The sequence below is a fragment of the Acinetobacter sp. AOR34_HL genome (assembly GCF_027854795.1).
Lineage (GTDB): Bacteria > Pseudomonadota > Gammaproteobacteria > Pseudomonadales > Moraxellaceae > Acinetobacter > Acinetobacter junii.
In genome coordinates this window covers 1-26,354 of the sequence record NZ_JAKTID010000049.1, presented here as the reverse complement: position 1 = coordinate 26,354, position 26,354 = coordinate 1, and the positions used below count along the sequence as shown (strand labels likewise).

Here is a 26,354-nt window from a genome sequence, read left to right as displayed (position 1 = left end):
ATCTCATCTTAAACAAATATCTAAAGTGGAACAAGTCACATGCAAAATGTTTTACACTGATTATGCTTGCATTAATTGTAAAACAGACATGTAATCTTTCTTCTGCATCTAAAGCCTTACCCATCAAGTGCTTACCACAATCATTTTATCGACGTATACAACGCTTCTTTGCAGGTCAGTATTTCGATTATCGTCAAATTTCTCAGTTAATTTTCAATATATTTTCATTTGATAAAGTCCAATTAACTTTGGATAGAACTAATTGGAAATGGGGAAAACGAGATATCAATATCTTGATGTTAGCCATCGTCTATCGTGGAATAGCGATACCTATTGTTTGGACATTGCTCAATAAACGTGGCAATTCAGATACAAAAGAGCGTATTGCTTTGATTCAACGCTTTATCTCCATTTTTGGTAAAGATCGTATTGTGAATGTGTTCGCAGACAGAGAATTTATCGGTGAGAAATGGTTTACATGGTTAATTGAAAATGACATTCACTTCTGTATACGTGTTAAAAAAACTTTATTGTGACCAATCACTTAGCCAAGAATCATAAAATTAGTGATTTATTTCGTCATCTTCAAGTTGGTCAAACTGAATGTCGTAAACGACGTATTTGGGTTGGTCGAGTGAAACTGTATATTAGTGCGCTACGATTAGAAGATGGAGAACTTTTACTTGTTGTTTCTCCTATGTTTAATGCTTCTGCTATTCGTGATTATGCATTACGCTGGGAAATCGAAACCTTATTTAGTTGTCTCAAAGGACGTGGATTCAATCTTGAAAATACTCGTTTAACAGACCCTAGACGAGTCAAGAAATTGATAGCAGTGCTAGCTATCGGTTTCTGTTGGTGCTATTTAACAGGTGAATGGCAACATGATCGAAAAAAAGCGATAAAAATAAAGAAGCATGGACGACTTTCAATAAGTTTATTTCGCTACGGTTTGGACTATGTTCAAATGGTTATTCTACGTTTGATTGGTTTTGGAAAAAAAGAAGAATTTAAGAAAGTGCTCGCAATTTTAAGAAAGAAAAAGCCTGATAGGACAGGCCCTATGAAATTTGTCGTGTACAGAGCAAAATATTATAAGTTGACTGTAGCGTTCAATATAATTTAAACCGATTGCAATGATTTGAATAAATCATCATATACCTATTTGGCTTTTAATTTATCTTTTGGTAATTTTAAGTATCTGTAAATTATTCTGTTTTCTTATTTTAAAAAGTTTTTTGTGATGTGCTTGTGTAATGAATGGTAGTTATTTAAGCAAATCAGTCTTTAATCAGTACAATCAAAATTCACTCTTTTTTCACTTATCGCCATCTAAGTTCAAACATGAAGTAATTCAAATAAATCAATTTTCTCAGTTCAAGTTGAAGGCAAAGGAGTAACCATGACTCTATTATTGATATTGCTTAGCTTGTTTATTCAGTTTGTTTTGTTGTGGGCTGTATTTTATTTCGAACTAAATCGCACGATTGGTAGTATTTTATCAATTACTATCGCTATTTTATGTAGTGTATTTATCACACCTTGGAGTTTATCGATTGGCTTACCAATTATTCTCGCGAGTGTGATTCTTCTCCTCCCTCCATTACGCGAAGCATTCATCAGTCGTCCAGCATATAAAGCATTGTCAAAAGCAATGCCGTCGATGAGTACGACAGAAAGAGAAGCCCTAGAAGCAGGAACCAGTTGGTGGGAAAAAGAACTGTTTATGGGTTCTCCTGATTGGAATAAATTTGATGATTATCCTTATCCGACATTGTCAGCTGAAGAACGGTCCTTTTTGGACAACGAAGTTCAGCAGCTATGTGCCATGCTCGATGAATGGAAAATTCATCATCAAGATAAAGATTTACCTCCTGAAGTATGGCAATTCATCAAGGATAAAGGTTTCTTAGGTCTTATTATTCCAAAATCTTTTGGTGGCAAAGAATTTAGCCCATTTGCGCAAAGTCGTATTATGAGCAAGATTGCATCACGCTCTTTAACTGCAGCTGTGAGTTGTATGGTTCCTAACTCTTTAGGACCAGGAGAGCTTTTATTGCATTATGGAACGACTGAACAGAAACAACGTTACTTACCAGGTCTTGCGGATGGTACAGAAATTCCATGTTTTGGTTTAACAAGTCCTGAAGCAGGGTCAGATGCTGGTGCAATTCCTGATACGGGCGTGGTTTGTTATGGTCAGTATCAAGGTCAGGATGTGCTTGGATTAAAAATGAATTTTTCTAAGCGCTGGATCACACTAGCACCAATTGCGACTGTGATTGGATTGGCTTTTAAACTGTATGATCCTGATGGTTTGCTGGGTGATAAATCCAAAACCGAATATGGCATCACCTGTGCATTAATTCCTGCAAATCATGAAGGAATTAAAATTGGTGCACGTCATAATCCAGGCGCGCCGTTTATGAATGGTACAGTCGAAGGAACAGATGTATTTATTCCAATTGACTGGATCATCGGCGGACAAAAAAATGCTGGTAAAGGCTGGCGTATGTTGATGGAGTGTCTCGGCGTCGGACGTGGTATTTCATTACCAGCATTAGCTACAGCCGCAGGTGAGATGAGTTACTTATTGGTTGGTGCATTTGCGAGTGTACGACAACAGTTCAAAGTTTCTGTCGGTAACTTTGAGGGTGTACAAGAAGCGACCAGTGATATTGCCAGTGATGCTTATATGTTAGAGGCATTTAGATACATGGTCACTTGTGGTTTGAATCAAGGTGGTACACCATCAGTTATGACCGCTATGGCGAAGTATTATGCAACCGAAACGATGAGAACTGTGATCAATCACGGGATGGATGTAGTCGGTGGACGTGCGATTCAGCTTGGTCCTCGTAACTTCTTGGCATTGACTTATCAATCTATCCCAGTAGCGATTACCGTTGAAGGTGCGAACATTTTAACTCGATCATTGATGATTTTTGGTCAAGGTTCTATGCGTTGCCATCCGTATTTGTTTGAAGAATTACAACTCCTGCAAGCAGAAGATAAATCAGTTGCTTTGAAACAATTTAACACGTTGTTGTTTAAGCATTTGGCTTATACCTTTAACCGAGGTGCGAGAGCTTTCGCTTATGGTATTACGGGTGGACCGAGTCATGCATCCAAGCAGTCTGATACTTTCACCAAACCGTATTATGTGATTATCAATCGCATGAGCACTGATTTTGCTCTAACCGCTGATATGGCTTTAGGTCTTTTAGCTGGAGATTTAAAACGTAAAGAAATGCTCTCAGGACGCTTGGCGGATATCCATTCATACTTATTTATCGCAACCTCGATTCTTAAATATTATGAAAGTGGTAAACGGACGGAAGCTGAGCAAAAACATGCTGAATTGGCATTAAACAAAGCTTTATTTAATGCACAAGAAGCTTTTTTTGGATTCTATGAAAACTTCCCAGTAAAAGTTGCAGCTAAATTAGTGAAATTGATCTGTTTCCCATTTGGACGTCCAGTCGCAAAACCAACAGATCATTTGAAACAAGAAGTAGCTAAATTGCTCTTACAGGAAAATGCTTTCCGTGAAGAATTGAAGAAGCATGTGTATTACACCACTGAAGCAACAGATGTGATGGGGCGTATGGAATCTACATTCCAGATGTTGCTCACTATGCAACCGTTGTGGGATAAGTTCAAACGCGCAGAATCAAAAGATAAGTTCAAAGGACTCAGCTTTGAGGAAAGAATCCGTGATGCTGTGGCGATTGATTTTATTACTCCCGCAGAGGCAGATAAATTACTGAAATATAATGCTAAGCGTTATGACAGTATGTTAACGGATGTATTTGATCGTGAACTGAAACAAGAGCGACCTTTAGCAAATCCGCATCTGCCAAGTTAAGGATTTGTCATCCATCATAAGTAAAAGCGAGTTATTTTAAATAGCTCGTTTTTTTATTAGAGATTAAATTTTTTTCTATATCGCCATAAAGTTGTTCGACTCATATTGAGTTCTTTTGCAGCAAGATTCAGGTCATTTTGATGCTTAATCAAAACATCTCTAATTTTATTTTTATTGATTTTTTCTGGATAAACAGGCTTCTCTGATACCTGATTATGTAATTGTGATGAATGCAAATGAGTATCTATGATTTCATCTGGTAGATCAGCAACTTCAATTTCTGATTTTTCATTTGCCATGGTCAATGCATATAAAAGGGTGTTTTTTAGCTCACGGACATTTCCTGGCCAATCATAAGCAATCAAGGTTTTTAATGCTTCGTCGGATAGATGCGGTTGTGTGTGAAATAAAGATTGCTGCTGACTCAAAATAAATTCAGCGATCAACGGAATATCCTCTTTACGATCACGTAAAGGCGGAATAAAAATAGGGATAACTCTTAGGCGATACAATAAATCCTGACGGAAACGTCCTTGTTTCGCTTCTTCGCGCAAAGCTCGGTGAGTCGCGGTGATGATTCGTAAATTGGCTTTAATTGATTTTTCACCACCCAAAGGCGTAAATTCACCAGTCTCGAGTACACGCAAAAGTTTGGCTTGTAACTCCAGTGGGATTTCAGCAATTTCATCTAAAAATAGCGTTCCGCCAGCAGCTCGCTCGAAAACTCCTTTATGTTCACGAATCGCACCCGTAAAAGCACCTTTGACATGCCCAAACAATTCACTTTCTAAGATGTTTGCATTTAAGGCAGCGCAGTTGATTGCGATAAAAACTTTGTTTTTTCGTTGACTATGGTCATGAATGGCTTGTGCAACTAGTTCTTTTCCACTTCCAGACTCTCCACGAACTAAGACTGGAAATTCTGTAATCGCTACACGTTCAATAATTGAAAACATACGTTGCATTTCAGGAGATTGGCTATGAAATGTTTCAGACAAACTCTGACCACTATTTTCTTTTTTTGATGTTTCAGCCTGTTGCAATGGTTGAACTAAGTACAACTTTCCAGAGAAATCCTGATCTGAAACTTGGATATTGTGTTGGTGACATAAAAGCTCAATTGAAGCTGTGGCAGATTGCAGATGAATTTTCCCAGTTTCTAATAGATTGTTTAGTATTTTTTGTTTAGTCAGTTGAGCAATAGAGGGATTAAAAAGTGTTGATTTGAACTCATAAATTATAGCTGAGTTTGATTGATCAACAATAAACAGGGCGCAGTCTGTAATGAGTTGTTGTAAATATCCTAAGAAGTTTTCCAAATCTACTTGTTTTATAAAATCAATGGATTGATTCATATTGTTTCAGGTGTTGTTTCTTTTAATGTTTCATTGAAACATAAAATGAACTGATGGTGAAACATAAAATTAAGAAACTATTAAATAATATGTAATAATATATTGTTTTATTTGAATATAATAATTTGTGCATAGAGTTGGCATCTTGTTTGCAATTTAAGAATATATAAATAAGTACATCGAGATTGATCCACATGATATTTCATCAGTTTTTTGAAAATGAAAGTTCAACATATACCTATCTCATCGCATCAGAACAGACACGTGAAGCTGTACTAATTGATCCTGTTGCATCGGAAATTGAGCGTTATGCGGACATGCTTGAACAAAATAATTTGAAGCTAGTTTATAGCCTTGATACGCATGTGCATGCAGATCATGTAACGGCAGCAAATCTGTTACGTGAACGCTTTGGATGTAAAACAGTGTTACATCGCAACTCTGAAGTTGCATGTGGTGACATTTTTATATCTGACCGCAGTGCAATTCGCGTAGGGGAGATTTTAATTGAAGCTCGCTATACGCCTGGACATACCAATGCATGTACCAGTTATGTAGTGGACGGCATGGTATTTACGGGTGATGTATTGCTTATAGATGGGTGCGGGCGTACTGATTTCCAAGAAGGTGATGCGGCAACTTTGTATGACAGTATTCATCAACAGATATTCACTTTAGCTGATGAAACTATTGTTTATCCAGGTCATGACTACAAAGGGCGTTTGTCATCTACGGTTGGACAAGAGCGACTACATAACTCTCGATTGGGGGAAGGCAAAAGTAAGCAAGACTTCATTATTTTGATGGAAAACCTCAATCTTCCTTATCCAAAGAAAATTGATATTGCTTTACCTGCGAATAAAGCCTGCGGTCAGTAATAGGAGAGAGTGGCATGCAATTAAAACAAGTGAATCAAGAATTTTATGTTGCAGATCAAATTTCTCAACGAGATGTGGCTGAACTTGCAAATAAAGGTATCAAAACAATTATTTGTAATCGTCCTGATGGTGAGGGTGCTGATCAACCTAATATCATTGAAATACAAGAAGTAGCATCTACTCACGGGATTCAAGTTGAGTATTTACCTGTGGTGAGTGGCCGTGTAACTGATGAGCAGGCTGAAGAGTTTAAATCAGTTTATCAAGCAGCTCAAAAGCCAATCTTGGCGTTTTGCAGAACAGGTACACGCTCAATCACGCTTTGGGGATTATCTCAGGTTTCTGGATTAAGTCTGGATCAAATGCTATTGGTGTCTAAAACTCTGGGTTATGACTTACAAGGTTTAATTCCAAGAATCCTCAATCAACATCCGACACAATTAAATAATGTGCCTAAATTTTCGGTGGTGATCGTAGGTGGTGGAGCTGCTGGGATTTCAGTTGCTTCAAGCTTACTTTCACGAGAACCAAATCTAGATATTGCTGTGATTGATCCAGCAGAAATTCATTACTATCAACCTGGTTGGACGATGGTCGGTGGTGGAATTTTTGCACCTGAAAAAACAGTTCGAACCATGGCGAGTTTGATACCTAAGCAAGTACAGTGGATAAAAGCTGCTGTGGCGGCCTTTGATCCAGACAATAAACAGGTGTTGTTAGAGGGCTGTAAGCCGATCAACTATGAAGTATTGGTGGTTTGCCCAGGTTTGAAGCTTAACTGGCACGGTATTGAAGGTTTAGTTGAAACATTGGGCAAAAATGGTGTGACCTCGAATTATCGTTATGATCTAGCGCCGTATACATGGCAGTTAGTCAGCCAAATGAAACGTGGTAAGGCAATTTTCACTCAACCACCTATGCCGATCAAATGTGCGGGTGCGCCACAAAAAGCGATGTATCTATCTGCCGATTATTGGCAAAAACAAGGCGTATTGAAAGATATTCAAGTTGATTTTTTCAATACGGGTGCGGTGTTATTTGGTGTTGAAGCTTATGTGCCAGCATTGATGGAATATGTGAAACCCTATAACGCCAATCTGCACTTCAACCATCAGTTGGTAAAAGTTGATGGTGCGAACAAACGTGCATGGTTCAAGGTCAATCAAGGTGAAAGTACATCACTGTTAGAAACTGATTTTGACATGATTCATGTCGTTCCACCGCAACAAGCACCTGATTTTATTCGTGCAAGTAATTTAGTTGATGCAGCAGGTTGGGTGAGCGTTGATCAAAATACTTTGCAGCACAGCAAATATCCTTACATTTTTGCACTTGGAGATGTCATGAATGCTCCGAATGCGAAAACTGCTGCTGCAGCACGTAAACAAGCGCCAATTGTTGCAGTGAATGTTTTGCAGTACTTAAAAGGTAGTGATCAATTTGCTCAGTACGATGGTTATGGTTCATGTCCTTTGACTGTTGAGCGAGGCAAGATCGTTCTTGCAGAATTTGGCTATGGTGGGAATCTGCTACCGAGTTTTCCAAAGTGGTTCTTGGATGGTCAAAAACCTTCACGTATGGCATGGCTATTAAAAGAACAAATCCTACCCCCGATGTATTGGGATGGCATGTTAAAAGGGCATGAGTGGCTGGTAAAACCTAAACTGTAATATATTCATTAGATCCTATAGATGATTAGCTTAGCTCTAATTTTAGAGCTGGGTTAGGTTTTTTCACACTTGAAAAAGTGTATCTCATTTTTCATGAGGTCCTTTATGGGTATGTGGTTATTAGTCTTGGAAGGTTTAGCAATTGGATGCTTGCTTGGATTAACAGGTGCGGGAGGAGGAATTTTAGCCGTTCCCGCACTGATGGCGAGTCAAGGATGGACTGTCTCACAAGCTGCACCTGTTGGACTACTTGCAATTACACTTTCTGCGTTTGTGGGGAGTCTACAAGGCTTATTGAAAAAAATCGTACGCTATAAAGCTGCAATATGGATTGCTTTGATTAGTATTCCATCGGCTAGATATGGCGTGCATTTATCTAACATCATCTCTCCTACATGGTTAAGCCTAGCTTTTAGTTTAGTGATGATGGTTGTTGCCTATCGAATTTTCTTCAATAAAGTTCATGATTTTGAAGATCCACCATGTAAGGTCAATCAGTCTACTGGAAAACTTATTTGGAATGTGAAAACAGCCAGTGTATTGGGTCTTATTGGTGTGGTTGCGGGTTTGTTGACTGGATTGCTTGGTGTTGGTGGTGGATTTGTCATTGTTCCAGCGCTGCGTAAAGCAACGGATCTCGATATGCGTAGTATAGTTGCAACGTCGTTAATGATCATTTTTCTGATTGGCGGTGTGAGCATTTCTATCCACGTACTCGATGGCTTCCAATATCCAGTTTCAGTAACGATCAGTTTTGTGGTTGCTTGCATTTTAGGGATGTTGGTCGGACGACGACTCATTAATTTGATTGATCTAAAAACAGTGCAAAAGATATTTGCAACTGTGGTAATTGGTGTCGCTGTTTACCTAATTTGGACAAGTCTTTCTGTACTATTTTTATAGAAAGTGTCATATTTAAAAAATGAAATTCTATGATTAGCCTATTTTTAGGAATAGGCTAATGAGTATAAATAAATTTTTGTTTTTAAATGATTTTACACGATCATTTTGCTAATATTTTTTTATATAATTGATCTTCACATAAATTTCATACCAAATTTTATAAAATCAAAATTACAAGAGAAATGGGTCAGGAAGAATCAATGTTTAAATTTTTTCTGCGATGGATAGACAGTTGGTCAACTACACAAACTTCTGAGACAAATGAGTCTGATACGTTTAAAACATATAAAGATACTAAAATTCAATGGTTGCGAATCCTTCCATTTATTTTTTTGCATATCGCATGTTTAGCTGTTTTCTGGGTCGGTGTATCTTGGTTTGCAGTCGCGTTTATGCTGTTTTTTTATTTTATTCGTATGTTTGCGATCACAGCATTCTTTCATCGTTATTTGTCACATAAAACATTTCAGACTTCTCGTCCTGTGCAATTTATATTTGTCTTGATTGGAACGATGAGTGCGCAACGTGGTCCTTTATGGTGGGCTGCTCATCATCGCTATCATCATCGTTTTACCGATACAGAGCATGATCCACACTCATCAGAGCATGGTTTTTGGTATAGCCATATCGGCTGGTTCCTAAATGAACAGAATTTCACAACGCGAAAGGAAGTCATCAAAGATTGGATCAAATGTCCAGAATTAGTTTGGTTAGACCGATTTAGTTTACCCGTTGTGTTACTGACTGCTTTATCAATCTATGGTTTGGGTGAGTGGTTAGCGGTTGCTTATCCAAGTTTAGGTACATCAGGTTTGCAATTGCTAGTTTGGGGTTTTGTGGTTTCAACAGTTTTGTTGATTCACGCAACTTTATGTATTAACTCGCTTGCTCACTTGTATGGAAGCCGAGATTTTGAGACTAATGACAATAGTCGAAATAACTTATTCCTTTCGATTATTACATTGGGCGAGGGTTGGCATAATAATCATCACTATTATGCAGGTAGCACTCGACAAGGTTTTTTCTGGTGGCAAATCGATATTACTTATTACATTTTAAAAATGATGTCTTTTTTTGGTCTCATTTGGGCGATCAAACCAGTACCTGAGCGCGTTTATGATGCGCACAAAACTCAAATACAAAATTTAAAAATGAACGCGAATAAAATTCAAAGTGAGAAGTCTTGATGAAGATTGTAATTGTAGGTTCAGGTATTTCAGGCATGTATGCCGCATGGAAATTATCACAGCAGCATCAAGTCACGATCTTTGAAAAAGAAAATTATTTCGGAGGACACACTGACACCCACGATCTTTGGATTGATGAACAGAATGTTGCAGTAGATAGTGGGTTTATTGTATTTAATGACTATAACTATCCTTTATTTAGTGCAATGATTGCTGAACTTGGTGTCCAAGCACAGAATAGTGATATGAGTTTTTCTGTGAATAATCAGGTCACTGGACTACAGTACAATCCATCTAAAAAATGGTCATTATTGACTCGCCCGCAAAATTTTTTAAATAAGAACTTTCGATTGATGTTGTCTGATTTGATCAGGTTTTATCAGGAGAATAAAGATGTCGTCGTGGATCAATGTGATGCTGAGTTAAGTATTGAAGATTATTTAAATCGAAATGACTACTCTCAGGTTTTTAGAGAAGAACATCTCTATCCAATGTGTGGCGCACTATGGTCAAGTCCAGTTGATCAAGTTGGGAAGATACCCTACAAATTTGTGGTCAGTTTCTTTCAACATCATCGTATGTTGCAGTTGGCTGATCGACCACAATGGCAGACAGTAAAAGGTGGTTCAGCTTCTTATATACGAGCGATTCAAAAAGCTTGCCCATCGATTATTTGGAAGAAAGCGCAAGTTCAACAAGTGATTCGTGAAAATGATTTAGTTCATATTGTCACGAATCAAGAACAAGAAACTTTTGATTGGGTTGTGTTTGCGAGTCATGCTGATGATACGTTAAAGCTTATTCAAAATCCTTCGGCAGATGAGCGAGATGTATTAGGTTGTTTTGATTATCAAGATAACTTTATGGTGGTACATCGCGATACTTCGATTATGCCGAAGCATCAATCTCAATGGGCCAGTTGGCATGTGCATGTCACTGCTCAAGAAAAACCTGAAAAAAATAGCAAAGCTCATCAAGTACACTATGGATTTACCTATTGGATGAACAGCTTGCAGAATCTACCTTGTAAAACGCAGGTATTTTCTACATTGAATCCGAATATGCCGATTGCGAAAGATAAGATTTATGTCGAACGTCATTATCGACATCCTGTTTTTGATAAAAAAGCAATTGAGTCACAAGCGCGTTGGGAACTGATCAATGGTCAAAACCGCAGTTCATTTTGTGGAGCATATTGGGGGTGGGGCTTTCATGAAGATGGGGCGAGAAGTGCTCAGCGTGTAGTAGATAAGCTATTAGAACTTAAAGACTAATTTGGAGGTGATCACATGTTTGAAGATTCACTTTCCATAGCCAAAGCTCAGATTAGACATCGGCGCTTTCATCCCAAAGCACACGATTTTCAGTCTAGTTTGAGCTATTTATGCTTTGATCCAGATCGTATCGATCAAAACCTAGATCGTTCATGGCTTTGTTCAACTTCGCGTTGGAATATCTTAAATCTTTATGAAAATGATTTTCTAAAAGGCTATACAGGTTCGATCAGAGAGCGAATTAAGAAAATCCTTTTGCAGCAAGTGGACACGATTTTATCGACTCAATCAGAAATTCGTGTGCTCGCATTGCCAAGAACTTTAGGATTTAGTTTTAATTCAGTCATCTTTTATTTTGTACTTAATCCTCAAAAACAACCTGTTTTCATATTGAGTGAAATCACCAATACCCCTTGGAATGAACGTAAAGTTTATGTGCATGACTGCCGTCAAAAATTAAAAGAGCACAGTCATTTCAAAAGTTATGAGTTCGAATTTGAAAAGAGTTTTCATGTGTCTCCATTTATGCCGATGGATATTCACTATAAATGGTGCTTTAACTTTTCAGATGAACAAAATGTGATTCATATGCAGCTTTATCAATCAGATAAATTTATCTTTGATGCAACGATGCGTTTCACTTTAACCAGCATCACAGTTCCTTCACAACTGAATCGTTATGCTATTTATCATATTTTTGAACCTTTCAAGATGTTAGCTTCGATCTACGTTCAAGCTTTTCATCTGTGGCGAAAGAAAGTTCCATTTTATCGGCACCCTAAAAAAGATAAGGATTTAAAACAACATGATGAAAACGCTTATTTTCGGTGAACACGATTCACTGCCTTTGGTTCTTCGGAGCTTGCTCAAACTTCGTCATGGTCAAATTCATTTTCGTGGAGAATGGAATGGTACCGTGGGAGAGCTTTCAGATTTAGAAGCTACGATAGATATTCATAATAAAGAATTGATCGATCTCATTTTTAAAAACGGTGTACTTGGTGCGGCTGAAGGTTATATTCGCGGCTATTGGAGCAGTGAACACCTCGTTGAAGTCATTCAAATTTTGGCGAGAAATCGTCATGTGCTTGATAAGATTAATCAGAATGTGATTTCTCAAGCCAGCCAACTTGTATTAAAAGCTTGGTACAAAACACGTAAAAATTCATTGTCAGGAAGTCGAAAAAATATTGCAGAGCATTACGACCTGAGCAATGACTTTTTCAAACTCTTTCTTGATTCTTCAATGATGTATTCCAGTGCAGTATATAAGCACAAAGATATGACTCTAGAAGAAGCTTCGGATTATAAAAAAGAACTGATTTGTCAGAAATTACAACTCAAACCAATGGATCACTTGGTTGAGATCGGTAGTGGTTGGGGCGGATTTGCGATCTACGCTGCTCAGCATTATGGCTGTAAAGTGACTACGATCACTATTTCTCAAGCACAATACGATGAAGCAACCAAACGTATTGCCGATGCGGGTCTCAGTCATCGTGTCAATGTTCAGCTCAAAGATTACCGATTGTTAGAAGGTAAATTCGACAAGTTAGTTTCGATCGAAATGATTGAAGCGGTGGGTGAGCAATATTTATCGACCTACTTTAATAAATGCCGATCCTTATTAAAACCGAACGGGTTGGGATTGATTCAAGCTATTACGATTGAAGATGCGCGCTATAAAAAAGCCTTGAATACCGTGGATTACATTAAACGCTATATTTTCCCAGGGAGCTTTATCCCTTGTATCAGCGTTTTAACACAAGCGGCATCTGAACAACAGTTACGCTTAAAACATCTTGAAGATATTGGTTTGAGCTATGCTGAGACGATTCATCAATGGCGTGAGCGTTTCTTAAATGCTAAAGAACAAGTTTTGGCTTTAGGATTTGATGAAAACTTTATTCGGATGTGGGATTTCTATCTTTGCTATTGCGAAGGTGGCTTTAAAGAAGGGGTGATCAGCGATGTACACCTGTTATTTGAAGCAAGTCCTTATTAATTTCTCATTATTTTAAGCATCAAGGAGGCAGTTATGATATGGCAATTGTTTTTACTTGATGCCGTAGTGATGACGCTTTGTTGGTTGTGGGCAACAGTAAACCATCGTGCAGGTATCGTAGATGTCGCATGGAGTTTTTGTATTGTTCTCAATATTGCCATTACTGCATTGTTTGTTGAGATCGCTCCGTTAAATGTCAGATTGTTTCTCGGCGTATTCAGTTCAATATGGTTCTTGCGTCTAACTTTGCATCTATTCCGTCGTTATTTAGCTGAGCATGAAGAAGATCGTCGATATGCCAACATGCGTAGAGCAATGGGCAAATATCAACATTTTGGTTTCTTTCTGTTTTTCATGTTTCAGGCTGGATTAGCCATTTTATTTAGCATTCCGATGTGGAGCTTGCTCAATGTGCCAAGCATGTCTTGGAGCATGGATACCAATGATTATCTGATTATTGCAGGTCTAATTATGTTTGTTGCATTCGTCGGTGAGACGGTTGCAGATCAACAATTATATCGATTCAAGCAAAATCCTAAAAATCATGGCAAAACAATGGATCAAGGTCTATGGAAGTATTCAAGGCATCCAAACTACTTCTTTGAATGGCTGCATTGGTTTGCTTATCCCATCATAGGATTAGCGGCAGGATTATTAAGCTTGTGGATCTATCCAATTTTGATGTGGTTATTCTTGTATTACATCACGGGTATTCCATTCAGTGAGCAACAAGCATTAAAAAATCGAGGTCAAAATTATCTCGATTATCAAAAACGAACTTCAATGTTTATTCCGTGGAAACCCAAACAGTAGGTACTGCACATGGACTTTATTATTCAAAAATCTTTAAAACTCGTTGAAAGCGGTTTAGTTCCAGATCAGGCAATTCGTGCAGCAATCCGTGCATTGAGTAAAAAGCGTTTGATTCAAGAAGGGCGCTATGATCCTGAGCAAGGTGCACAGCGTTATATGGACGTGCTCAATATGTTGAAGCACAGTGAGATTGCGATTGAAACAGACAAAGCCAATGAGCAACATTATGAGTTGCCGACTGCTTTCTTTCAGGCTGTCTTAGGGAAACGTTTGAAATATAGTGCCTGTTTCTTTCCACATGAGCGCACCACACTAGATGAAGCCGAAGAATTTGCACTGCAAATATATAGTGATCGTGCACAGTTGCAGGATGGTCAAGAGATTTTAGAATTGGGCTGTGGTTGGGGATCATTTACCCTATGGATGGCTGAGCGTTATCCAAATGCGAAGATCACAGGTGTTTCAAATTCTGCAACTCAACGCCAGCATATTTTAGCTGAAGCTGAAAAACGTAATTTGAATAATATTCAAATCATCACTTGCGATGTCAATATGCTTGAATTAAAGACCAATACGTTCGATCGTGTAGTTTCGGTTGAAATGTTTGAACACGTTAGAAACTATCAGAAACTCTTTGAGAAAATTCAGTCTTGGCTTAAAGAAGACGGTAAGTTGTGGTGTCATATTTTCTGTCATCGTTTCTTACATTATCCTTTTGAAATCAAAAGTGAATATGACTGGATGTCACGTTACTTTTTTACGGGTGGTCTGATGCCATCAACGTCTACATTCTTACATTTCCAAGATCATTTAGAGCTTGCGCAGCATTGGCAGTGGTCAGGCACACATTATGAAAAAACATCGAATGCTTGGCTTGAAAATATGGATCGCCATGCTGATGAGTTAAGACCTTTGTTTGAGCAAGTCTATGCACAAGATGCAGATGCATGGTGGCAACGTTGGCGTATATTCTTTATGGCTTGTGCAGAGTTATTTGGATTTGAACAAGGGCAAGAGTGGGTGATTGGTCACTTCCTGTTCAATAAGAAAGTCGTATAATTAATTATTGTTTATTGCAGATCAGCTTATGTTAAAACCGAACAATCATGGCGTGAATACACATCCATTGAGCAAGATGTTTAATCGTCATTATTGGTTGCAAATAGGTCTGATCGCACTTTCAATCATTATTGGTATTGCGTGTAGTGCATGGGTAATTAAGGGTTCTTTACTTAAAACTGCACTCGAGCAAGAGATGGAACATTATTGGCTTCGAGTCGATCGTAATCCAAATGCAGATTTACCAGACACAAAGAATTTGTACGGCTATCGTTGGAACACTGCAATGCCGCCCGCTGCTTTTAAAGGACAACGTTTAGAACAAGGTGTACACCGCATCTTTGTGGATGGAAAAGAACGTATGACTGTTTACGGAGAGCGAAATGGTCAGCACGTTTTATTAGTTTTTGGCGAAAGTAACGTTAATAAAATTGTATGGATGTTCGGACTCGCACCGTTAATGTTTAGCCTTATTGTGCTTTACAGTATTTTATGGTGGTCCAACCGCCGTGCTAAACGCTATTTTTCACCGATAACTCGATTAGCCAATGCTTTAGAACATATTGATTGGGCGCATCAAAATAAAGAAGCATCACCGTTTCAAGGTATAAGTACCAATGGCAATTTAGAAGCGGAATATCTAAAACAAGCGCTGGAAAAATATCATCAAGTTTTAACTGAATTTATTTATCGAGAAAGAGAGTTTACGGGTGATGTGAGCCATGAATTGCGCACGCCGCTAACGATTTTGAAAGGCAATGTGCAACTTTGTCAGGCGAAATATGGTGAAGATAAATCACTAAATCGAATTTCGAATACCATCGAAGATATGCAATTGTTGGTTGATACGCTATTGGCTATTGCTCGAAACACCACGAACACGCTAACCGCTGAACAAATGATTCTATCAACGATCATTCGTGATTTGGTAAGTGACTTAGATCCAGTGAGTCAAAGCAAAGGAATGGAGATTCTAGTTCAATACGATTCTCAAGAATTTCCTCGTATGATTTATCCATCTATGACTAAAATGGTTCTGAGCAATATCCTGCGTAATGCTCTGAATTATTCCCAAGGCTCAAACATTCATATTATTCAACGTAAAAATAGTATTGTGATTGCGGATAATGGGATTGGAATCACGATGCCGAATGATTCCAAAGTTCAAGAATTAAATACGACTCAACTGCAACTTAAAGCAAAAGGGCATGGTATCGGATTACAGTTGGTGCAAAAACTCTGTAATCAATTAGGCTGGCGTGTTGAGCTATTTGATCGACAATATTATTTGAGCACACGCAAATATCTCAAACTGGAAAACACAACGGGTTTAATCGTTGTGGTGTATATGAATTGAGTTTAATAATCTTCAAAAGCGACTTTTAAGCCAACACCTGAAACGGTATGAATTAACTTTTGGTCAAATGGTTTGTCGACCATTTTGCGTAAGTTATAGATATGGCTGCGTAAAGCATCACTTTCAGGTTCTTCATCTCCCCATAGTTCGATGATAATTTCTTGTTTAGTGATCACTTTAGGTGAATTGCGCATCAAAATTTTGAGTAATTTAAACTGAATTCTTGGCAGCTCAATATGTTGACCCGCACGGGTAACTGTTTGGGTAGAACTATCTAAAATAAGATCATGGATTTGAATTTTACTAGAAGAAACCTCTCCAAGAGATCGTTTAATCAACGCACGAATACGCATCACTAATTCATTAAAATCAAAAGGTTTAACTAAATAGTCATCTGTTCCAGCAGTAAAACCTTTTAATTTGTCATCTAAGGTATCTCTCGCGGTTAACATCAAGATAGGAATATCTTTACCTTGATCATTTCTAAGCCATTCACATAAGTCGTAGCCTGAACCATCGGGAAGATTGATATCTAAAAGTAGCAAATGGTAGGGTTGGTTCTTTAGAAAATTTCGTGCCGCATCGAGGTTGCGTGCATGATCGATCACAAAGCCATGCTCTTCTAGGAACTCACACACTGTTGCTGCAAGTTCATAGTGATCTTCAACCATCAGAATAAATTGATTGCTCATAATAATAGTCAAGTTATTGATTTAGTAATTGTTGCTTTAATTTAGCATTAAATGGCTGGCTTCCAAACCAAATTTTAAAGTACTGATTGGCTTCAGTATCCGTGATTTTCCCAAGTGGTTTTTGATTTAAAGACAGCGAAAGTGTTTGATTGGAATGACTATATTTTAATGAGTACAGATCGCCTTTACGGACAGGCTTATATAAAGATGTAATTTTATTCAATGCAGAATTATCCGTAAAATTGCTGACATTTTTTTTGAGGAAATGAGTGGCTGCTCTTTTAAAAGCCCATTCTGGAATATCACGTGTGTACATGAAATCGAGCTGTATATCTTGATTATCCCATTTTTGACTACAGTCACTAGCATAATAACTGACTGTACCAACATTCTTTTTAGTCACGATAATCGGTGCGTTTTTACAAAATTGAGTGCTTGCATGACTAAGATTTGTTGCGAGAGAGAGAAATAGTACACTTGAGAGCACTATGATTTTTCTGTGGTAAAACATAACAAATCCTCAGTTTTCAAATGTAGATCTAGCCTTATATAGACCGAGCTTAATAGGTATAGAAATTAAGGTTTCGTTCAACTTGCTGTATCTCATACCGTGCGAAAGCAAGATTTGTGTCAGTACGATCTAAAACAGCATAAAGGAAAAGAGTATGTTTGGTTTCCAATGGCGTCACGATATGATATTGATCGCGCATCGTGACCAAGACACCTTCTAAGTAATCATTTGAATCAAGCTCAGCCATCAGTTGTCGTTGATAGCTGAGTAAATTTGCCCCTTCAGCAGCAGCTAAATCAATATTGAAAAATTCATCACCAAAGTATTCGAGAATCGAACCATCATAGGCATCGATCAGCGCTAGAACAATTAAACCCTTAATCCGTTTTAATTGTTTTGATAATAAATTGATTTCCATAATTTATTTTCTGCTTAAAGGGGGCTGAATTTTAAACTATTTTTTGAACGGTAAGATCATAGAATAACCACTTCCGACATATGGTAATGAGCGATACAAACCATTTGCTGGGTCCCAATAGTCTTGTTGGAAAATAATTTGATTCGAACCATTTATTTTCATCTGAGTGACACCGTATGAAGCCATAGATTTGGTTCGACCAAACATTTTAAAGTCATATGCCATATACCAATGAATATAAGCAGAGTCACGTTGATGTGTGGCGCTCACAAGTTTAACCGTGACATTACTCACACGTTTATTCATGCCTTCAAAGTGTTTGATTAGGTCTTGTTTATTTGAAAATTGAGAAAGTGTGTCATTGATAAATAAACGATCTGCATATAATTCACTGGCATTGTTAACAAAATCTGGTGTACCTAAAGTATTAAAGGCATTCACAAAACGGTTACCAATCATTTGTGCCTTTTCTTGATCGAGAGCCACACCCGTAATATTTTTATCAGCTTGACGATAATCAGATGTATAACTTGGTATGCTTTTACATCCGACAAGCGAAATCAAGGTAAGTGTTGATATTGCTAGAGTTTTTAAGAGTGTCATATTTATCATCCAATTACATTTTAATTTCATGTTAGATGCTGCGCTGTGAATATCACGTGAACTTGAAAAAACAATGCTTTTATAGCGATGAAACATCACAATTTTTTAAATTATTGAACATTGATTTAAGATTTTTCTAACTGTTAATTTTATTTAATTCAAAAATTAATTAATCCATAAAATTCAGTCTTGGCATGTTCATTGCTTAAATATAAATTATCTGGTCAGACCAGTCTGACAATGAAATAATTTGGAGCAACAATGAATTTAGAAAGATTTAATCTTTTAAATGATGAGCAAGCATTTGAAGCATTAAAACCATGCGTTCATATTCCATCATGGATTGAAAGTATTGTTCTGCAAAGACCTTTTGGTTCAGCTGAAGAATTATATCAAGCGGCTGCTTTACAAGCTCGAATATGGCAATGGTCAGAAATATTAGAAGCACTGGCACAACATCCACGAATTGGTGAAAAAAAAGCTGCCATGACTTTATCGGAAAGAGAGCAGCAGTTTTCACAAAAAGAACAGGCTCAGCTCGGTGTAGATCAAGATATTCAACAAGCACTCTTTCAGGGCAATTTAGCTTACGAGCACAAATTTAGTCATATTTTTTTGATTCGAGCAGCAGGGCGTTCAGGTACAGAAATGTTAACAGAACTCAATCGACGTTTAGAAAATTCAGCTGAACAAGAGCAGCAAGAAGTTAAACAACAACTCAGTGAAATTGCATTAATTCGCTTAAAGCAGGAGATTCAATAATGGCAGGTATAAGTACACATATTCTAAATGCTGCATTAGGTAAAGCTGCTGTAGGGGTTTCTGTGGAATTATTACATGAAACGTCACAAGGCTATTTTTCTATAGATAAACAGTTAACTGATATAGATGGTCGTATTAAAGCATTTAATCTCGATTCATTTATACAAGGAAATTATCAACTAGTTTTCTATGTGGAGAATTATTTTAAATCTATAGATGTTGAATGCTTTTATCCAAAGGTTTGTATCGATTTTAAAATATCAGATATCCATCAGCACTATCACGTGCCCTTATTAATTAGTCCATTTTCCTATTCAACCTATCGCGGTAGCTAGGTACACCATGCATTAACAAAGAATTTTTATAGAGGAAAATTACATGCACAACGATAAAATGCACAGTGAAGCTCGTGCAAGCGTATCTGCAGAACATCAATATTTAGGAATGAATAAAACATCATTTATGGACTGCAACATGTGCTGACGATGTATGGTGGAATTATTGCACCACCTATCATTATTGGCGCTGCCGCAGGTTTAGAAGCCTCGGAAATAGGTTTGTTGGTTGCTGCTGCGCTTTTTGTTGGAGGCATAGCAACAATGTTACAAACATTGGGCTTTAAGCATTTCGGTGCAAAACTGCCGATTGTTCAAGGGGTATCTTTTGCTGGTGTTGCAACAATTTTGGCAATTGTCACCACAGGTGGAGGATTAGCTTCAGCATTTGGCGCAGTCATCGTTGCGTCATTGATTGGTTTATTACTCGCACCATTCTTTTCAAAAATTATTCGTTTTTTCCCACCAGTGGTGACTGGTTGTGTGATTACCATGATTGGTATTTCTTTATTGCCCGTTGCGATTCGTTGGATGATGGGGGGTAATCCAAAAGCTGAAAACTGGGGCGATCCAGCAAACATTGGCCTAGCTGCGATGACTTTAACGATTGTCATTATTTTCAGTATGCTAAAAAGTCAGTTAATGCGTCGTCTGGCAATTTTAATGGCGATTGTATTAGGAACGATTATCGCTTCATTGGCTGGGTTTGCAGATTTTTCCAAAGTTGCTAACGGTTCAATGTTCGCTTTTCCTCATATCTTTCATTTTGGAATGCCAGTATTTGAATTCACCGCCATACTTTCTATGGTGATTGTAACTTTAGTTATTATGACTGAAACTACAGCAGACATTATCGCAATTGGTGAAATTGTTGGAAGCAAAGTTGATTCTAAACGGATTGGAGACGGTTTACGCGCTGATATGTTATCTAGTGCGGTTGCCCCAATTTTTGGTTCGTTTATGCAAACCGCATTTGCACAAAATGTAGGCTTGGTTGCAATTACAGGAATCAAAAGTCGTTTTGTTGTAGCTACTGCTGGAGGGATTCTGGTAGTACTTGGCTTATTACCAATTGTTGGGCGGTTAGTCGCTGCTATTCCAATGCCAGTATTAGGTGGGGCAGGTATTGTGTTGCTTGGCAAAGTGGCCGCAAGTGGCATCCGTACATTGGCAAAAGTTGATTATAACGATCATAAAAATCTGATTATTGTCGCAACCTCATTGGCAATTGGAATGATTCCGATTGCAATCCATGAGTTCTATGCACAGTTTCCAAAATGGGTTAGTACCCTATTACATTCTGGAATTAGCTCAGCATGTATTACTGCTATTTTGCTCAATATTTTATTTAATCATTTACCTTTCGCCAAAAAATCGGTCGAAACAACAACATTACCTATTAATTCTGGCCACTCATAACGGTACTGAAGTGGCTTGATTTTCTAAATCCATCACACATTTTAAACATCAACCATTAAAAAATTACTTATTCATTTTTGAATAGGTCTAGGTGAGCTTTGATTTGAGAAAAGATAAAACAGTATTCTAAATAACTTAGAAGTGATTTGTTATTGAGCTCTTAAAAATTTAGAAAAACACAATTAGAGTGCTTTCGATTGTCTAAAAAGAGAGTATATGTATGTTAAGTTAATTTTATTTCTAAATAATTTCTAAAATTAGGTTAGACTTTATCTGAATTTATCAACAACTATCTTGATTGAAAAAATAATGATGAAAAAAAGCCTATTAATTTTAACGTTAGCCATGTCTTCAGAAATTTATGCTGCTCAGATTTGTGCTAAATCAGCTAATTCTTTTGAAGCTACAGAATGTTTAGACAAAGAAGTAAAAAGGTTGAGGACTGAGCTAAATACAATCTATAAAAAAGTTTATAAACAAACTGAAGCTAAAAAAGAGCTAGATACAGCTCAGAAGTCTTGGTTTAATTATAAAGATCAGCAGTGTGGTGATTTTGTTAGTGTTGATAGTGGCTATAGTCCCTCAACGATGATTTTTAATCTTGATTGTCAGGTCACGCTGTTGAAACAGCGTATAGACTTTTTGAAGTCACTTTAATTTTATAATTCTGAAAATTAAAAATAGAAAAAAAAAGCCCCCATTGAAGGGGGGAGTTAAAACTTTATGTTATTAATCTAAAGGATTTCCCACAATATTGCTAATAATTCCTTGCATGATGTGCGAACCTTGTTCTGTATAGAGTGATTGATACCATTCTTCAGTCACTTTTTGATCTTTCATATGCGTTACATCACAACGCTTACGAACACGTAATACCATTTGTTTGGTTCGGTCATTACGTTTGTTCTGGTATCGTTCTAGTGCATCACTTAGCCCAAAAGTATTTATCTGCAAAGCACGTGCCAAGTAAATAGCATCTTCCATTGCTTGGCAACCGCCTTGCCCAATGTCTGGGGTAGTACTGTGTGCTGCATCGCCAAGTAAAACGACACGACCTTTATAAAAATTCATAAAAGGTTCAATGTCATGAATTTCGACGCGATTGGTTTTTTGCTCATCTAAACGATCAATCAGTTGATGCACAGGTGAACACCAATCTTTGAAATATTTTTTCAGCTCAGTTTTATATTGATCACGTTGATTGGGTAGACCTGCTTCTACAGGCACATCAAAAAAGAAATAGAAACGATTTTCTGCTACAGGCATAAGTGAGACACGTTTTCCTTCACCGACATAGGTTGTCCATTGTTGTGCCGGTGCAATTTTTTCATCGATTTGAACCAGCCCATTCCAATTGACATAACCAGCATAACGCCGTTCTACTTGATGGCCGAGTACAAACTTGCGTGTGATGGAGTGGGTTCCATCCGCACCAATCAGTAGATCTGCTTTTATCTGGGAACCATCGGCAAAATGGATATTGACATATTTAGACTGATCTTCAATTTCAGTCATTTTCATACCCAGTTTAATATTTTCTAAACCAAAAGTTTCCATCAGAAGTTGTTGTAAATCTGCACGTGCGATAGGGTAGGCACGTTGTCCAACTTCTTTGTATAAAGGAGTTAAATCAAACTGAGTCATGGTTTGATCATTGAGACCATCGATGTAGGCTAATGACTCCATTTCACCGTCTAAAGTTTGAATTTGCTCAGTCAAACCAAGATAATTTAGGCATTTTACGCCGTTCGACCAGAGTGATATCGCTGCTCTTACAGGTAATATTTCAGCTGCTTGTTCATAAATCGTGACCTGATGTCCAAATTTTTTTAAAGCGATACCAGCAGTTAAACCGCCCATAGCTGCACCTACAATCGCAATATTCATTGTTCAGACCCTAGTATTCAAAATGATAAAATTTCTAATGAGTCTTAAGCGAGAATTGTGCCAATTTTATTTAGTGGTTTAACAGGTCATACCAGTTATTATGCGCTATGAAGAAGCGGAAATAGGATGGGTGTTTCGATGTGGTTCAAAGTTTGAGTTAAAGTGGTGCATGGGTATTTTATCAAGACTCATGACGAGAAAAATAAACACCAGCACGTTGAGCAGCGCCAATAATATGTGCCTGCATTGCCTTTTCAGCCGCTAAAGCATCATGTTTAAAGAGTGCCTGTAAAATCGCATCATGTTCTTTAATGGTTTTAAATGCTAAATTTGGTTGAACAAAAGGAAGAATCTGACTTTTCTTAATCCATTCATTATGCATTTTAAGTGTTTGAATGATCGACTGATTATGACATAAATCAATGATATGTTGATGAAATGCATAATCAAATTCAGAAGCAGCTTGCCAATTTTGTTGCAAAATTGCATTTGAGAGCGCTTCATAGTGTTGTTTTAAAATCACTTTATCTTGTTTAGTTAGATATTCACATGCCAGCAAGGCGCAAAATCCTTCAAGCACATAGCGTAGTTGATAGAAATCTTTTAAAGAAATGCGATGTTCACCTTCCCATTGTTCGGCTGCTTTACTATGCTTTGAAATGACATAAACACCTTTACCAGCCTTGATTTCTAATAGACCTAAAGCAGCAAGGCGAGTTAAAGCTTCACGTAGAGAAGCGCGACTGATTCCTAACTGGGCAGCAAGATCACGTTGGGAAGGTAATGTAGAGTCAATTGCATAAGTACCTTCTTGAATACGTTGATGAATGATTTCCACAGCTTGCTCAGTCACCTGACATGATTTTCCATTAAGCATTGCTTGTGGACTCATAAACATCGTTTCCGAAAAATAAAAATGAACAATTTGATTCTACACAAAATTCATAAATTTAAATTGCTTCAAAGCTAAAATTAGATAATTATTTGCAACAGGTCAGACCAGTTGGACTGGATTTTGCATAGAATGAACCATATGAAAATGTTTTTAGGATTGATCAATGACGGTGCATATTGCCAAAGTAGTAACTTTGCCAGATAACTTACAGGGTTTAACCAATTTAGCTGGTGCGCACATCGGCGCGAGCATTGTATCTTGTTCAGATGAGTTTTTTGCAAGTGCGGAACGAATGCTACAACCAGAACCTGCAAAATTTATTGAAGGTAAGTTTGATGATCATGGCAAATGGATGGATGGCTGGGAAACATGCCGAAAGCGCGAAGCTGGTTATGATTGGTGTATTGTTCGCTTAGGTGTAACTGGAAAAGTTTCAGGCTTTGATCTCGATACTTCTTTTTTCACAGGGAATTATCCTGCTTCTGCCTCAATAGAAGGGTGTTATGCACCTGATGATCAACTGGAAAATATTACTTGGATCCCATTGTTAGAGAACTCGGTTTTATCTCCTGATCATCATCATTTTTTTAGCTGCGAAGCACATAAAATCACTCATATTCGACTTAACATTTTCCCTGATGGCGGTGTTGCTCGTTTACGTGTTTACGGCAATGTCCTACTGGAAAATATAGATTCAACCCAACAAATTGACCTGATTGGTTTGAAAAATGGTGGACGTATTGTTGCATTTAGTGATGCACATTACGGGCATCCGAATAACTTACTCAGCCCAGATCGTGGCATTAATATGGGCGATGGTTGGGAAACCAAGCGCCGCCGTGAGCCTGGTTTTGATTGGTGTGTTATTGCGTTAGGACAAACTGGGCACGTAGAAAAAATAGAAGTTGATACAGCACATTTTAAAGGTAATTTTCCTGCATTTTGTTCGATCCAAGCCGCTTATGTTGAGGATGCAACAGATGCACAGTTGATTCCTCAAAGTATGTTTTGGTCTTACTTATTAGAACAGCAGCCTTTATCAATGGACGCGATTCACACATATATTGCTGAAATCTTGCAGCATCAAAAAGTGAACTACATCCGTCTAAATATGATTCCTGATGGTGGGATTAGTCGGATTCGCTTGTGGGGGAAAGTCACAGAATGAAATTGTTTCTTCAGTAATGAGCAAGGTCATATAAGTTTTGATAAAACAGATCATGTTTGAATTGGTATTTGCTTACTTTTGAAAGATCAAAAGTAACAAAAATCTTTTGTTAGGCTGATGGCACATCCTGAGCAAAACCAAAGTACTGCTTGGGTTGCAGCGCAAGACAGCCTAACGGGCGGCATCCATGCCGCCTAGCTCGATAGCAAATGTTCATTATGCATTGGATTAGAGAAGAATAATCTACGAAGTTTCGTTCTGCTAAAATAAAGTGAAGTTCAATATATGAGAAAAAACATCCAAATTCAGCCTTTAACTCAAGAGAGTTTCTCCGCTTTTGGTGATGTGATTGAAAAAGAAAATCATGATTTCTTTGCGATTAACCAAGGTTTAACTCAGCGCTATAATGCATTATCAGTTGCTCAAATTAGTGGCGATAATACCGCTGTTGGTATGAGTATTTTTCATAATTTATGCGCAACAGAGATTCCGTTTAAAATAGACATGCTTGAACGTCATCCTCACGGTTCACAATCTTTCATTCCATTACAACAACAAAAATTTATTATTATCGTGGCGTTACCTTTAGATCAAACTCAACCGAATGAACAGAAAATCTATGCCTTTTTAAGTAATGGTAAGCAGGGTGTTACCTATCATCAACGGGCTTGGCATCATCCATTAATTACCTTAGAAGCTAAAAGTGATTTTTTAGTGGTGGATCGTATTGGTGGAGGACAAAATTGTGATGTTCATCCTTTGGCTGTATTACGATGGATTGTTGAATCATGATTAAGAGAAATGGATTCTGGGTATTTTTAGCGTAATTTTTTATTGAGTTTTTTTAATTCTTCTTTTTTGTTTTCTTAGTGCATTGAAAATATGTATAGAACAACAGAACTATTAATTTTATATGTCTAAAAACCGTTATGCTTCTCCTGAAGCACTTGAGCAACAAACTAAACAAAAAAGCAGAATAAAATATTAGACCTCTTGCAAAAATCATTTTTTAACCAACTCCATGTTGTAAATTGCAGCAATTAAATTCAGACGTAAACCCATGCGTTTACGCCTATTTCGATAACGTGTAGCCAGAATTCTAAAGGTCTTTAATTTTCCATTGACGTGTTCAATTCGAATACGACGTTTACTAATTTCCCGATTTATTTGCTTCTGTAATAAAGTTAACGGCTTCTTTTTACTTGCCTTGAATGGCATCAGGCATTTTATCCCCAAACGATTTAAACCTAAATAACCTTTATCAATCAGCATAAAGGCTTGATATCTCTGCTTTT

General features: G+C 37.5%; 24 protein-coding genes and 2 pseudogenes. 18 read left to right on the top strand and 8 right to left on the bottom strand.

Going from position 1 to position 26,354, the window contains the following annotated elements; genetic code table 11:
* Together MKL32_RS08570 and MKL32_RS08565 are read left to right on the top strand one after the other, a co-directional pair.
* Nucleotides 1–1,057, top strand: a pseudogene (locus MKL32_RS08570) (IS4-like element ISAba33 family transposase); the annotation flags it as partial.
* 345 nt (nucleotides 1,058–1,402) lie between these two features.
* Nucleotides 1,403–3,868, top strand: a complete 2,466-nt coding sequence (locus MKL32_RS08565) for an acyl-CoA dehydrogenase (protein ID WP_270900404.1) — start codon at nucleotides 1,403–1,405, stop codon at nucleotides 3,866–3,868.
* 56 nt (nucleotides 3,869–3,924) lie between these two features.
* On the opposite strand, the gene MKL32_RS08560 is transcribed toward MKL32_RS08565, so the two are convergent.
* Nucleotides 3,925–5,223, bottom strand: a complete 1,299-nt coding sequence (locus MKL32_RS08560; RefSeq protein WP_270900403.1) for a sigma-54 interaction domain-containing protein — start codon at nucleotides 5,221–5,223, stop codon at nucleotides 3,925–3,927.
* 194 nt (nucleotides 5,224–5,417) lie between these two features.
* Here MKL32_RS08560 and MKL32_RS08555 point away from each other — a divergent pair, with 194 nt between their 5' ends.
* The 10 genes from MKL32_RS08555 to MKL32_RS08510 all read left to right on the top strand — a co-directional run bounded on the left by MKL32_RS08555 (nucleotide 5,418) and on the right by MKL32_RS08510 (nucleotide 16,369).
* Nucleotides 5,418–6,101: an MBL fold metallo-hydrolase gene (locus MKL32_RS08555; protein ID WP_270900402.1), complete on the top strand. Its 684-nt coding sequence runs from the start codon at nucleotides 5,418–5,420 to the stop codon at nucleotides 6,099–6,101.
* Nucleotides 6,102–6,115: 14 nt separating this feature from the next.
* Nucleotides 6,116–7,771 carry a bifunctional protein tyrosine phosphatase family protein/NAD(P)/FAD-dependent oxidoreductase gene (locus MKL32_RS08550; RefSeq protein WP_270900401.1) on the top strand — a complete coding sequence of 552 codons (1,656 nt, stop codon included), beginning with the start codon at nucleotides 6,116–6,118 and terminating at the stop codon, nucleotides 7,769–7,771.
* Between the two features lie 105 nt (nucleotides 7,772–7,876).
* Entirely contained in the window at nucleotides 7,877–8,674 is a 798-nt protein-coding gene (locus MKL32_RS08545; protein WP_270900400.1) for a sulfite exporter TauE/SafE family protein, read from the top strand.
* Between the two features lie 200 nt (nucleotides 8,675–8,874).
* Nucleotides 8,875–9,861 carry an acyl-CoA desaturase gene (locus tag MKL32_RS08540; protein WP_270900399.1) on the top strand — a complete coding sequence of 329 codons (987 nt, stop codon included), beginning with the start codon at nucleotides 8,875–8,877 and terminating at the stop codon, nucleotides 9,859–9,861.
* Nucleotides 9,861–11,135, top strand: coding sequence for an NAD(P)/FAD-dependent oxidoreductase (locus tag MKL32_RS08535; RefSeq protein WP_270900398.1), 1,275 nt, complete (start codon nucleotides 9,861–9,863; stop codon nucleotides 11,133–11,135). Before MKL32_RS08540 ends, MKL32_RS08535 begins: the two co-directional genes overlap by 1 nt.
* A gap of 15 nt (nucleotides 11,136–11,150) precedes the next feature.
* On the top strand, nucleotides 11,151–11,966 hold the full coding sequence (locus MKL32_RS08530) for a DUF1365 domain-containing protein (RefSeq protein ID WP_005402809.1): 816 nt from the start codon (nucleotides 11,151–11,153) through the stop codon (nucleotides 11,964–11,966).
* Complete coding sequence (locus tag MKL32_RS08525; RefSeq protein WP_004914971.1) at nucleotides 11,941–13,140, top strand: SAM-dependent methyltransferase; 1,200 nt, start codon at nucleotides 11,941–11,943, stop codon at nucleotides 13,138–13,140. The genes MKL32_RS08530 and MKL32_RS08525 overlap by 26 nt, the downstream gene beginning before the upstream one ends.
* 33 nt (nucleotides 13,141–13,173) lie before the next feature.
* The gene (locus MKL32_RS08520) at nucleotides 13,174–13,953 is read left to right on the top strand and encodes a DUF1295 domain-containing protein (protein WP_039047252.1); all 780 of its coding nucleotides are present in this window, start codon (nucleotides 13,174–13,176) and stop codon (nucleotides 13,951–13,953) included.
* 9 nt (nucleotides 13,954–13,962) lie between these two features.
* Nucleotides 13,963–15,012, top strand: a complete 1,050-nt coding sequence (locus MKL32_RS08515) for an SAM-dependent methyltransferase (protein ID WP_075696386.1) — start codon at nucleotides 13,963–13,965, stop codon at nucleotides 15,010–15,012.
* A gap of 28 nt (nucleotides 15,013–15,040) precedes the next feature.
* Nucleotides 15,041–16,369, top strand: coding sequence for a sensor histidine kinase (locus MKL32_RS08510; RefSeq protein WP_270900397.1), 1,329 nt, complete (start codon nucleotides 15,041–15,043; stop codon nucleotides 16,367–16,369).
* 2 nt (nucleotides 16,370–16,371) lie between these two features.
* Here MKL32_RS08510 and MKL32_RS08505 read toward each other — a convergent pair whose 3' ends face one another.
* The 4 genes from MKL32_RS08505 to MKL32_RS08490 are packed head-to-tail and all read right to left on the bottom strand — an operon-like array spanning nucleotide 16,372 to nucleotide 18,593.
* Entirely contained in the window at nucleotides 16,372–17,061 is a 690-nt protein-coding gene (locus MKL32_RS08505) for a response regulator transcription factor (protein WP_004959303.1), read from the bottom strand.
* A gap of 13 nt (nucleotides 17,062–17,074) precedes the next feature.
* Entirely contained in the window at nucleotides 17,075–17,572 is a 498-nt protein-coding gene (locus MKL32_RS08500; RefSeq protein ID WP_075696388.1) for a chalcone isomerase family protein, read from the bottom strand.
* 49 nt (nucleotides 17,573–17,621) lie between these two features.
* On the bottom strand, nucleotides 17,622–17,990 hold the full coding sequence (locus MKL32_RS08495; RefSeq protein WP_126132546.1) for a roadblock/LC7 domain-containing protein: 369 nt from the start codon (nucleotides 17,988–17,990) through the stop codon (nucleotides 17,622–17,624).
* Between the two features lie 36 nt (nucleotides 17,991–18,026).
* Nucleotides 18,027–18,593, bottom strand: coding sequence for a nuclear transport factor 2 family protein (locus MKL32_RS08490; RefSeq protein WP_126132547.1), 567 nt, complete (start codon nucleotides 18,591–18,593; stop codon nucleotides 18,027–18,029).
* Between the two features lie 261 nt (nucleotides 18,594–18,854).
* Between MKL32_RS08490 and uraD the strand changes: the two genes are divergently transcribed.
* The 4 genes and pseudogenes from uraD to MKL32_RS08470 all read left to right on the top strand — a co-directional run bounded on the left by uraD (nucleotide 18,855) and on the right by MKL32_RS08470 (nucleotide 21,766).
* Nucleotides 18,855–19,355 (top strand): 2-oxo-4-hydroxy-4-carboxy-5-ureidoimidazoline decarboxylase, encoded by a 501-nt coding sequence (gene uraD / locus MKL32_RS08485; protein WP_042893108.1) that lies wholly within the window; start codon nucleotides 18,855–18,857, stop codon nucleotides 19,353–19,355.
* Nucleotides 19,355–19,690: a hydroxyisourate hydrolase gene (gene uraH / locus MKL32_RS08480; RefSeq protein WP_270900396.1), complete on the top strand. Its 336-nt coding sequence runs from the start codon at nucleotides 19,355–19,357 to the stop codon at nucleotides 19,688–19,690. The genes uraD and uraH overlap by 1 nt, the downstream gene beginning before the upstream one ends.
* A gap of 43 nt (nucleotides 19,691–19,733) precedes the next feature.
* Nucleotides 19,734–21,109 (top strand): annotated as a pseudogene (locus MKL32_RS08475) (nucleobase:cation symporter-2 family protein).
* A 309-nt stretch (nucleotides 21,110–21,418) separates the two neighbouring features.
* Nucleotides 21,419–21,766: a lysozyme inhibitor LprI family protein gene (locus MKL32_RS08470; protein WP_004959262.1), complete on the top strand. Its 348-nt coding sequence runs from the start codon at nucleotides 21,419–21,421 to the stop codon at nucleotides 21,764–21,766.
* Nucleotides 21,767–21,838: 72 nt separating this feature from the next.
* On the opposite strand, the gene hpxO is transcribed toward MKL32_RS08470, so the two are convergent.
* Together hpxO and MKL32_RS08460 are read right to left on the bottom strand one after the other, a co-directional pair.
* Complete coding sequence (gene hpxO, locus MKL32_RS08465) at nucleotides 21,839–22,996, bottom strand: FAD-dependent urate hydroxylase HpxO (protein WP_270900395.1); 1,158 nt, start codon at nucleotides 22,994–22,996, stop codon at nucleotides 21,839–21,841.
* A gap of 181 nt (nucleotides 22,997–23,177) precedes the next feature.
* A complete protein-coding gene (locus MKL32_RS08460) occupies nucleotides 23,178–23,888 on the bottom strand; it encodes a FadR/GntR family transcriptional regulator (RefSeq protein WP_212386957.1) in 711 nt (236 codons plus the stop codon).
* Nucleotides 23,889–24,054: 166 nt separating this feature from the next.
* Between MKL32_RS08460 and alc the strand changes: the two genes are divergently transcribed.
* Together alc and MKL32_RS08450 are read left to right on the top strand one after the other, a co-directional pair.
* A complete protein-coding gene (gene alc / locus MKL32_RS08455) occupies nucleotides 24,055–25,059 on the top strand; it encodes an allantoicase (protein ID WP_126132240.1) in 1,005 nt (334 codons plus the stop codon).
* 285 nt (nucleotides 25,060–25,344) lie between these two features.
* The gene (locus tag MKL32_RS08450) at nucleotides 25,345–25,851 is read left to right on the top strand and encodes an ureidoglycolate lyase (RefSeq protein ID WP_212386954.1); all 507 of its coding nucleotides are present in this window, start codon (nucleotides 25,345–25,347) and stop codon (nucleotides 25,849–25,851) included.
* Between the two features lie 210 nt (nucleotides 25,852–26,061).
* Here MKL32_RS08450 and MKL32_RS08445 read toward each other — a convergent pair.
* A partial coding sequence (locus tag MKL32_RS08445; RefSeq protein ID WP_270900394.1) for a transposase occupies nucleotides 26,062–26,354 on the bottom strand: 293 nt, incomplete at its 5' end.

Coding starts and splice junctions, on each gene's coding strand:
- MKL32_RS08565 (WP_270900404.1), top strand. CDS start 1,403: ATGACTCTATTATTGATATTGCTTAGCTTGTTTATTCAGTTTGTTTTG.
- MKL32_RS08560 (WP_270900403.1), bottom strand. CDS start 5,223: ATGAATCAATCCATTGATTTTATAAAACAAGTAGATTTGGAAAACTTC.
- MKL32_RS08555 (WP_270900402.1), top strand. CDS start 5,418: ATGATATTTCATCAGTTTTTTGAAAATGAAAGTTCAACATATACCTAT.
- MKL32_RS08550 (WP_270900401.1), top strand. CDS start 6,116: ATGCAATTAAAACAAGTGAATCAAGAATTTTATGTTGCAGATCAAATT.
- MKL32_RS08545 (WP_270900400.1), top strand. CDS start 7,877: ATGGGTATGTGGTTATTAGTCTTGGAAGGTTTAGCAATTGGATGCTTG.
- MKL32_RS08540 (WP_270900399.1), top strand. CDS start 8,875: ATGTTTAAATTTTTTCTGCGATGGATAGACAGTTGGTCAACTACACAA.
- MKL32_RS08535 (WP_270900398.1), top strand. CDS start 9,861: ATGAAGATTGTAATTGTAGGTTCAGGTATTTCAGGCATGTATGCCGCA.
- MKL32_RS08530 (WP_005402809.1), top strand. CDS start 11,151: ATGTTTGAAGATTCACTTTCCATAGCCAAAGCTCAGATTAGACATCGG.
- MKL32_RS08525 (WP_004914971.1), top strand. CDS start 11,941: ATGATGAAAACGCTTATTTTCGGTGAACACGATTCACTGCCTTTGGTT.
- MKL32_RS08520 (WP_039047252.1), top strand. CDS start 13,174: ATGATATGGCAATTGTTTTTACTTGATGCCGTAGTGATGACGCTTTGT.
- MKL32_RS08515 (WP_075696386.1), top strand. CDS start 13,963: ATGGACTTTATTATTCAAAAATCTTTAAAACTCGTTGAAAGCGGTTTA.
- MKL32_RS08510 (WP_270900397.1), top strand. CDS start 15,041: ATGTTAAAACCGAACAATCATGGCGTGAATACACATCCATTGAGCAAG.
- MKL32_RS08505 (WP_004959303.1), bottom strand. CDS start 17,061: ATGAGCAATCAATTTATTCTGATGGTTGAAGATCACTATGAACTTGCA.
- MKL32_RS08500 (WP_075696388.1), bottom strand. CDS start 17,572: ATGTTTTACCACAGAAAAATCATAGTGCTCTCAAGTGTACTATTTCTC.
- MKL32_RS08495 (WP_126132546.1), bottom strand. CDS start 17,990: ATGGAAATCAATTTATTATCAAAACAATTAAAACGGATTAAGGGTTTA.
- MKL32_RS08490 (WP_126132547.1), bottom strand. CDS start 18,593: ATGACACTCTTAAAAACTCTAGCAATATCAACACTTACCTTGATTTCG.
- uraD (WP_042893108.1), top strand. CDS start 18,855: ATGAATTTAGAAAGATTTAATCTTTTAAATGATGAGCAAGCATTTGAA.
- uraH (WP_270900396.1), top strand. CDS start 19,355: ATGGCAGGTATAAGTACACATATTCTAAATGCTGCATTAGGTAAAGCT.
- MKL32_RS08470 (WP_004959262.1), top strand. CDS start 21,419: ATGATGAAAAAAAGCCTATTAATTTTAACGTTAGCCATGTCTTCAGAA.
- hpxO (WP_270900395.1), bottom strand. CDS start 22,996: ATGAATATTGCGATTGTAGGTGCAGCTATGGGCGGTTTAACTGCTGGT.
- MKL32_RS08460 (WP_212386957.1), bottom strand. CDS start 23,888: ATGAGTCCACAAGCAATGCTTAATGGAAAATCATGTCAGGTGACTGAG.
- alc (WP_126132240.1), top strand. CDS start 24,055: ATGACGGTGCATATTGCCAAAGTAGTAACTTTGCCAGATAACTTACAG.
- MKL32_RS08450 (WP_212386954.1), top strand. CDS start 25,345: ATGAGAAAAAACATCCAAATTCAGCCTTTAACTCAAGAGAGTTTCTCC.